This window comes from Roseovarius litorisediminis, from assembly GCF_900172295.1.
Lineage (GTDB): Bacteria > Pseudomonadota > Alphaproteobacteria > Rhodobacterales > Rhodobacteraceae > Roseovarius > Roseovarius litorisediminis.
In genome coordinates, this window is record NZ_FWFL01000017.1 from 23,379 (window position 1) to 30,983 (window position 7,605).

8 protein-coding genes, 1 pseudogene and 1 riboswitch are annotated in these 7,605 nt (G+C 54.0%); of the genes and pseudogenes, 7 read left to right on the plus strand and 2 right to left on the minus strand.

Going from position 1 to position 7,605, the window contains the following annotated elements; translation table 11 throughout:
* Positions 1–116 precede the first annotated feature (116 nt).
* Together PEL8287_RS19130 and PEL8287_RS19135 are read right to left on the minus strand one after the other, a co-directional pair.
* Entirely contained in the window at positions 117–941 is an 825-nt protein-coding gene (locus PEL8287_RS19130) for a methyltransferase domain-containing protein (RefSeq protein WP_139837873.1), read from the minus strand.
* A gap of 274 nt (positions 942–1,215) precedes the next feature.
* The gene (locus tag PEL8287_RS19135; protein ID WP_085894050.1) at positions 1,216–1,542 is read right to left on the minus strand and encodes a DUF1330 domain-containing protein; all 327 of its coding nucleotides are present in this window, start codon (positions 1,540–1,542) and stop codon (positions 1,216–1,218) included.
* 172 nt (positions 1,543–1,714) lie between these two features.
* On the opposite strand from PEL8287_RS19135, the gene PEL8287_RS19140 reads away from it, so the two are divergent.
* The 7 genes and pseudogenes from PEL8287_RS19140 to PEL8287_RS20185 all read left to right on the plus strand — a co-directional run.
* Positions 1,715–2,407 (plus strand): winged helix-turn-helix transcriptional regulator, encoded by a 693-nt coding sequence (locus PEL8287_RS19140; protein WP_085894051.1) that lies wholly within the window; start codon positions 1,715–1,717, stop codon positions 2,405–2,407.
* Positions 2,408–2,913: 506 nt separating this feature from the next.
* A complete protein-coding gene (locus PEL8287_RS19145; protein ID WP_085894052.1) occupies positions 2,914–3,447 on the plus strand; it encodes a hypothetical protein in 534 nt (177 codons plus the stop codon).
* 50 nt (positions 3,448–3,497) lie between these two features.
* The gene (locus PEL8287_RS19150) at positions 3,498–4,004 is read left to right on the plus strand and encodes a hypothetical protein (RefSeq protein ID WP_085894053.1); all 507 of its coding nucleotides are present in this window, start codon (positions 3,498–3,500) and stop codon (positions 4,002–4,004) included.
* The gene (locus PEL8287_RS19155) at positions 4,001–4,369 is read left to right on the plus strand and encodes a carboxymuconolactone decarboxylase family protein (RefSeq protein WP_235862349.1); all 369 of its coding nucleotides are present in this window, start codon (positions 4,001–4,003) and stop codon (positions 4,367–4,369) included. Before PEL8287_RS19150 ends, PEL8287_RS19155 begins: the two co-directional genes overlap by 4 nt.
* A gap of 656 nt (positions 4,370–5,025) precedes the next feature.
* Positions 5,026–5,147: riboswitch (TPP riboswitch) on the plus strand.
* A 94-nt stretch (positions 5,148–5,241) separates the two neighbouring features.
* Complete coding sequence (thiC, locus tag PEL8287_RS19160) at positions 5,242–7,014, plus strand: phosphomethylpyrimidine synthase ThiC (RefSeq protein WP_085894054.1); 1,773 nt, start codon at positions 5,242–5,244, stop codon at positions 7,012–7,014.
* 23 nt (positions 7,015–7,037) lie between these two features.
* A pseudogene (locus tag PEL8287_RS19875) lies at positions 7,038–7,271 on the plus strand (FAD-dependent oxidoreductase); the annotation flags it as partial.
* Between the two features lie 112 nt (positions 7,272–7,383).
* The coding region (locus tag PEL8287_RS20185) for a hypothetical protein (protein ID WP_217807697.1) at positions 7,384–7,605 on the plus strand (222 nt) is incomplete at its 3' end.

The window sequence follows — 7,605 nt, forward strand, 5'->3', positions numbered from 1 at the left end:
TTATGAAAGTACGGGCAATAACCTTTGGCAAGAACTCCAGGCCTAAAACGGGCGTTTTCGCTGGTGACTTGAACGTATGAATTTGGGCCAATATCGGCTTTTCCGCCCAGTGTCACCTACGGCTTGATGGCACTCATCCGGTAATATGTGAGCGAAAAGAAAAAACGTCCCTGGCGGGCGAGCTCCACTTGTTCATCAAACCAGGCTTTGGCTTCCGCCTTTTTCATGTGGCCGTTCTGAGATGCATACCGCGACATCAGGTGCATCAACATGAAAGCGATACCATCTGGACGCAAAGTCACATCGCAGAATGTGAATGGCGCGACCTCGATTGCTGCAAAACCCGCGTCGCGCGTCAGGCTGGGCCAAAGCGCCGCCACGCGCGCTTCTGTGTAGTGGTGATCCCACGCCGCCAGCATGCGGTGCATTCGCACGCTATCCTCGGAGAACCAGTCGAGTGTTTTGAAGCCGGTATCGACCGCAACGAACCGACCGCCCGGGCGCAAAATACGAAATACTTCGCCAATTGCAGCCGGAATATCCGGGAGATATTCAAGCACCTGGACGGCAACAGCCTTCTCAGCACCCCCATCTTGTATCGGCAGCGCATCGGCCAAGCCATCCTTGATCTGAACCGTTGGAAATGCAGCGCATCGCGTCGAGGCCGGGGCGCGCATGTCTTCACTGGGATCGACCCCGATTACGCGTCCGGCCGCACCGACTGCACGCGCGATCTCTTCGGTCATAAGGCCGTTGCCACACCCAATATCAACGACTGTATCCCCCTCAGAAAGATAGAGCGCATCGAAGGCCATCCGCCTACGGCGACTTACGTCGCCGCCTTGGTAGGCGATCTCAAGCAGCCTGGTCGTTTCTTCGTCAAACTTCAGCATATTTTGGTTGTAGCAGATCCAAGCGCTGCACGAAATAATCGTGATCAAGTGCTCTGATACAGTTCCATGGCGGTTTGGGTCTGGTCAAAAACCCCTGACAAAACATATGCGGCTAAAACGCTCAAATACGGACGGCTTCAAGCTCACAGCCTTTCCGCGAGTTCGGTTAGGTTGAACGTCAGACAGCTCGATCCGCTCCTATGACCGCTGAGCGGACCATGCTGCCATAGACCGCAGCCGAGAAATTGACTGCTGTCGGTCATAAGCAGACGCAAGCTAGTCGTGGATCGGGCCGTATGTTCCCCGATCCACTCGGTTCTGTTCAACCTGCTTTCAGATAGGGGATCGCCCCGGCGATATCCGTGTCGTCAATGACATGGAAGTTTGAGACGCTTCCAGACTTGCGAGCTTGGCCATAGGGCGCGTAGTCAGGGTCAGCTGCGAAGCTATCGAGTGCTTCCCGGGTCGGGAACTCAAGGATTGCGATCAGAGTGCTGTCTTTCGCAGCACCCTCGATAGTTTCGATATTGCCGCTCCGCGACAAGTATCGGCCTCCGTGCTTTTCAACCAGCTTGTGAACGTTCGAGGCGTATTCTGGGACCCATCCGTCATTCGTAATCTTGATATCGGCGATTAGATAAACACTCATGTTTGTTCTCCTGTTTTGTGGCGGGCCGGACCGGCCGCGCCAACTACCAACAAGTTCCCAAGAATGTCCCAATCGCGTCCAGTCACAGAACTGAATCGGGCAGTACAGTTTCTGGACTATGCATCGGATCCAAGACGGTTAGACTGCCAACGGATGGAATGGAGTTAATGATATGTCGCAACACGGTTACAAGCAATTCTGCCCGCTCGCCATGGCAGCCGAGGTCCTTTGTACCCGCTGGACTATGGTGTTGATGCGCGAGTTAATCGCGGGGTCCACACGGTTCAATGACATCCGACGCGGCGTTCCCAAAATGTCGCCGACGTTGCTATCCCAACGTCTAAAATCCTTAGAAGAATCCGGAATTGTCGAAAGAAAACCGGTTCCGACAGAACGTGGCATTTTCGAGTACCACCTAACTGAAGCGGGCCGCGACTTACGCGATGTGGTTATCGCTATGGGTATGTGGGGCCAGAAGTGGGTGGAATCGTCACTGTCGCTCAAGAACCTCGATCCATCGCTTCTGATGTGGGACATGAGGCGGAACCTGAACCCCAAGCCGCTACCGGATAGACGCACAGTGGTCCAGTTTGTGTATCACGACTTACCGACAACGAAACGTGACTGGTGGCTTGTAATCGAACCGGCTGGCGAGGTTGACCTTTGCTGGGCCGATCCCGGTTTTGAGATTGACCTTTTCGTGTCAACGGACTTGCGGACGATGACTGCCATATGGATGGGGGTCACCGATGTTTCCGCAGAACGAGAGAAATTTGAGTTTTCAGGCTCGCGAGAAATATCTTCGACCATTCAAACTTGGCTTGGGCTCAGTCCATTTGCTGTACAAAAGAAACTCGCTAACTGATAAAATCAGAGCGTCTGCTTTGCTAAACATTGCACCCACTGAGCGCCGTTGCAGCACAAGACAGTTTGGGCTCAGTGCGGACTTGCGGCGGTGCAGCGGGGCAAGCCTGGACTGCGCTCCGGAAGCAGCCATTCCCGAAACACAGAAAATTCAACGCTTTCAGCGGTGCGGCCCGATGCTCGGACATTTGGAGCGGTCGTTGGACTACAGGGCCCGGTACGACCGCATTGAGCCCATTTTGACCGATGCTGCGGAGCGGACAAATGACTGAACTCGTCGCCAAACCGTCATTCATCGGGTTTTGATTAGATTTCGCGACCGACGTCTGCAGACGCAGACAACAGCCAGCTGTTTTCTGAAACCGGTGGCTGTCAGAGTGATTTCGACGTCGATTTGGTGAAAAAGCCAACGTGCGGCTCTCATATCCGTTGATCCCCGTCAATGACACTGACTCGTCGGCATGTAGGCTGACATGACATCGTTGCATCCCAGACGGAGCCGAAGTCATGCCCATTTTTCTAGAACCGCGAGACGCGATTGACGATCTAAAGGGCTTTCAATCCGTCCTGATCGTTTCGTGCCCGATCTGCCCGCCGATGTGCGTGTCCATCCAACAAAAGAAGGCCTTCCTGGTACCTCTGAAGCATGGTGTTAAAACCCCGGCATTCGAGGATTACATTGCCTCGATCCGAGACGCGCTTGCGACATACAAAGTTCGCACCGATGCCTTCACCATGCGTCTTCCCGTCCCGATGATGTGTCTTTGGACCGGACGGCAACGCGCCCGGCTCTTGAAACGCGCGCGAGAATTCGAGGCTGTTTTGGTATTGGGCTGTGATTCAGCGACATACACAGCAGTCGATGCATTAAGGGACACCCAATGCAAGGTTTTTCAAGGAATGCAGGTCAAATCGATCACCAATGCAACGATGAAATACCGTTCGCCAGCGACCGTTACGCTTGACTGGCACCCCCTGCCGAGCAGGCCGAAGATTGGCAAGTTCAACGAACCAAGTGAGGAAACACATACCCCTGTATGATCACGCGATCCACGGCCAAGCATTCACTCGACAGACGAAAGGAAAGACGCATGAATATTATGGAACAGATGATGGGCCTCATGATGGGCCGGATGACCAAAGAAGACAAAGAAGCCATGATGGACAGCATGATGGAAAAGTTCTTTGCTGACATTACTCCTGAGGAAAAACAGAAGATGATGACCGACATGATGCCTAAAATGATGGAAGGCATGAACATGTCGGACATGATGCCCAAAATGATGATGACAATGATGGCAGGCAAAGACGGCGAAGGCAGTGGCATGATGGGAAAGATGATGGGCGGCGGCTCGTCACAAGGGATGCCAGAAATGATGATGAAGACCATGATGCCAAATTGCATCGCAATGATGTTGCCGAAGATCGACGTCGCAAAGCGGGAGCAAATCGCTACGCCGATCCTTTCAGCGTTGGTGAAGTCCGGTGTTCAGGGCATGTCAAACGAGCAAGAGGTGGCATATCGCCAAACTCTCGAAAAAGCACTGACGTCAGATATGCAAAATGCTTCTGCCAATCACGGAGAAACGAAACCATGAGCAACACACAATCTCACAATGCTACCTACCCTGATATGCTGGGCAAATTTGAAACCTATGTGGGCAAACTGGCATCGGTTCAACCGGATCTCATGGGGCAGTTTTGGAAGTTGCACAAAACAGCAGTTGGCGACGGTGTTCTGGACACCAAGACCAAAGAGCTCATGACTTTGGCAATCAGCATCGCCGCACGATGCGATGGCTGTATTGCCCATCATGTTTCGGATGCGCTGAGGGCAGGGGCAACCAAAGAAGAGATTGCAGAAACACTGGGTGTTGCCGTTCTCATGGGCGGCGGCACCAGCGTCGTATATGCGACTCACGCTCTGGAAGCACTTGAGCAATTCCTTGAAGAGTTGACCTAACCCTGCAAGAAACCGCCGCTATTCTAGCAAAAGTCCGCTTCGAACCTGAACCGCTCATTGGAGACGAATTGCCGAAGTTCGGCTTTGTCCGCAACTCGGTCATCGGCTTCAATAAACTTGCTGCGCTGTGGATGAACGGCCGCTTTTCGTTCTGCGGCGCAGCTAACGATTTTAGGCGAACGCATTTCTGCACTTGCGAGCGTCAGCGCAGGAGCACTTCCGCTAAGGGCTCGTTGCAGTCATTCTTTGCTTCGCAGCATCCAGGCATTATGGGCGAAAGTTGGTGGTCATTCACGGCCCTTTCCAGACCTTCGTGACATTGCCAAGCGCTGCGGCGCAACTTCACCAGACCGGCCATTCGTGCATCGCGCAGCATTTTGTCGGCTTGATCGTCGGTGTGCGGGACTAAGCGGCTTTATGCTGTCGCGGCGGATGCAACCACAGAAAACCTTTGCAAGCGTGGCGTCAGACCTTCGGCGAAGCCGCGAATCTTTCCAGATCGGTCGCTCGGTTATGTCGAAACCCGCAGAATTCGCGTCAGTCTTTCGCTGCAGATGCCTTATGTCCAAGTGCAGGCGTATTTTGGCCGTTCGCTTCGGAAATTACGATGCAGTATCTGAGTGCTCCTTGCTCTTCTGAGATCTATTAGATACGTAAGTCTTACGCAGGGGAGTCCCAACTGAGGGACTGAGAGGCGACTAGCAGCATTGCTGTAGTGTCGCGACCCTTTGAACCTGACCCAGTTGATACTGGCGTAGGAAGCAATGGTCGTTTTTCCCGATTTGGGTGCGTGGCCAGACAGGGGGCAAGCCCCCGTTTCCAAGCCAAAAATCGTCTGTGTCTTTTTGAGTTATCAACTTGAGGAGCACGCCATGAATATCCCGAATCCTAAAATCACCACAGGTGAACTGCCAGCATCGCGCAAGATCTATGTGAATGGCAGTTTGCACCCCGAAATTCGCGTACCCTTGCGCGAGATTTCGGTTCACCCGACCGCAGGTGAGCCTCCTTTGCCAGTCTACGACAGTTCTGGTCCGTATACGGATTCCAACATTCTGACTGACATCAGACAGGGCTTGCCCGTTTTGCGCCGAAACTGGATCATCAGTCGCGGCGATGTTGAACCCTATCAGGGGCGCGACACGCAGGACGCTGATAATGGTTTTGTGCAGGGGGATCGCCTGACCCCAGAATTTCCTGTGAAACAGAAACCCTTGCGTGCAAAAGAGGGCAAGGCGGTCACACAATTGGCCTATGCCCGCGCAGGTATTATCACGCCAGAAATGGAATTTGTGGCCATTCGCGAAAACCAGTTGCGTGAAACGGTATCTGTGACCCGCGACGGTAATGACTTTGGCGCAAACATTCCAGACCATGTAACGCCCGAATTTGTACGGGATGAAATCGCCGCAGGCCGGGCGATCATCCCCGCCAACATCAACCATCCAGAGATTGAACCGATGATCATCGGTCGCAATTTTTTGGTGAAGATCAATGCCAATATGGGCACGTCTGCCGTCACTTCCTCGATGGAAGAAGAAGTGGATAAACTTGTCTGGGCGATCCGCTGGGGGGCCGATACGGTCATGGACCTTTCGACTGGGCGCAACATTCACAACACCCGCGAATGGATCATCCGCAACAGCCCTGTGCCTATTGGTACCGTGCCGATCTACCAAGCGCTGGAAAAGGTAAACGGCGTTGCCGAGGACCTCACATGGGAGGTCTTTCGCGACACGTTGATCGAACAGGCCGAACAGGGCGTGGATTACTTTACCATTCATGCGGGCGTACGTTTGCATATGGTGCCAATGACGGTGAGCCGCGTGACAGGGATCGTGTCGCGCGGCGGATCGATCATGGCAAAGTGGTGCCTGCATCACCACAAAGAAAGCTTTCTGTACAAGCATTTCGATGAGATTTGCGATATCTGCCGCGCCTATGATGTATCGTTCAGTCTTGGCGATGGCTTGCGACCAGGGTCGATCGCCGACGCCAATGACGAAGCCCAATTTGCCGAGCTGGAAACACTGGGCGAGTTGACGAAAATCGCCTGGGCCAAGGATTGTCAGGTGATGATCGAAGGACCAGGCCATGTCGCCATGCACAAGATCAAAGAGAACATGGACAAGCAGCTAGAGTGTTGCCACGAGGCGCCGTTCTACACGCTTGGACCACTGACGACCGATATCGCGCCAGGGTATGATCACATCACCTCTGGCATTGGGGCTGCGATGATCGGTTGGTTTGGCTGCGCCATGCTCTGTTACGTGACCCCGAAAGAGCATCTTGGCCTGCCAGACCGAGACGATGTGAAAATTGGCGTGATCACCTACAAAATCGCGGCCCACGCTGCCGATTTGGCCAAAGGGTTGCCCGGCGCACAACGGCGCGATGATGCTTTGTCCCGTGCCCGGTTCGAGTTTCGTTGGGAGGATCAGTTTAACCTCTCGCTGGACCCGGAAACCGCGCGTGACTTTCACGACCAAACCCTGCCGAAAGAGGCACATAAGGTGGCGCATTTCTGTTCGATGTGCGGACCGAAATTCTGCTCAATGCGGATCAGCCATGACATTCGGGCCGAAGCGCAAAAAGATGGAATGGAGGCGATGGCTGCAAAATTTCGCAACGGCGGCGACCTTTAAATGCCGGTTGATCAGTCTGACGAATGATCACGATCGCGGGGGCCGGTCTTGCCGGACTGGCCTCTGCCTTTGAACTGGCGCGGCGCGGGGCAGAGGTGCGGGTTTTTGACGTCGGCGACAAACCGGGGTCGCACAGCGTCGCGCGCTTTGCTGGCAGTGTGCCACTGCCCGGTTGGCAACGCACTGATGTGGGTCAATCATCGAGCATCAAATCACCTCCAAGTGAGTTGGAGGCCAGAATCTCAAATCGACGAAATACGCGATACCATGGGCCGTACGCATCGCTTACTGCATTGCAGCGTTTGAGACGTATGGGTTTGGAGCCGCCTTCCGCACCGCAGAAAGAATCTTCAATCCGTTACCATTTTAATGTCGGCTGTCGCCGTTGCCCCAATCTTATCGCGCAACTGCGGCGAATTCACACTTTCCGCCGATTCTGTGGAAAAACTAACGTTTGCGAGCGCAGAAATAGCCGTTCCAAATGCGGCCCAAGCGCCTTTCCTATCAGGCTTTGCGCGTTTGCTGCGGTGCGGGAAAGACCTTGGCCAGTTTGCGGAGGTTTTGGGCGGTGGCGGCGAGGAGGAATTCGTC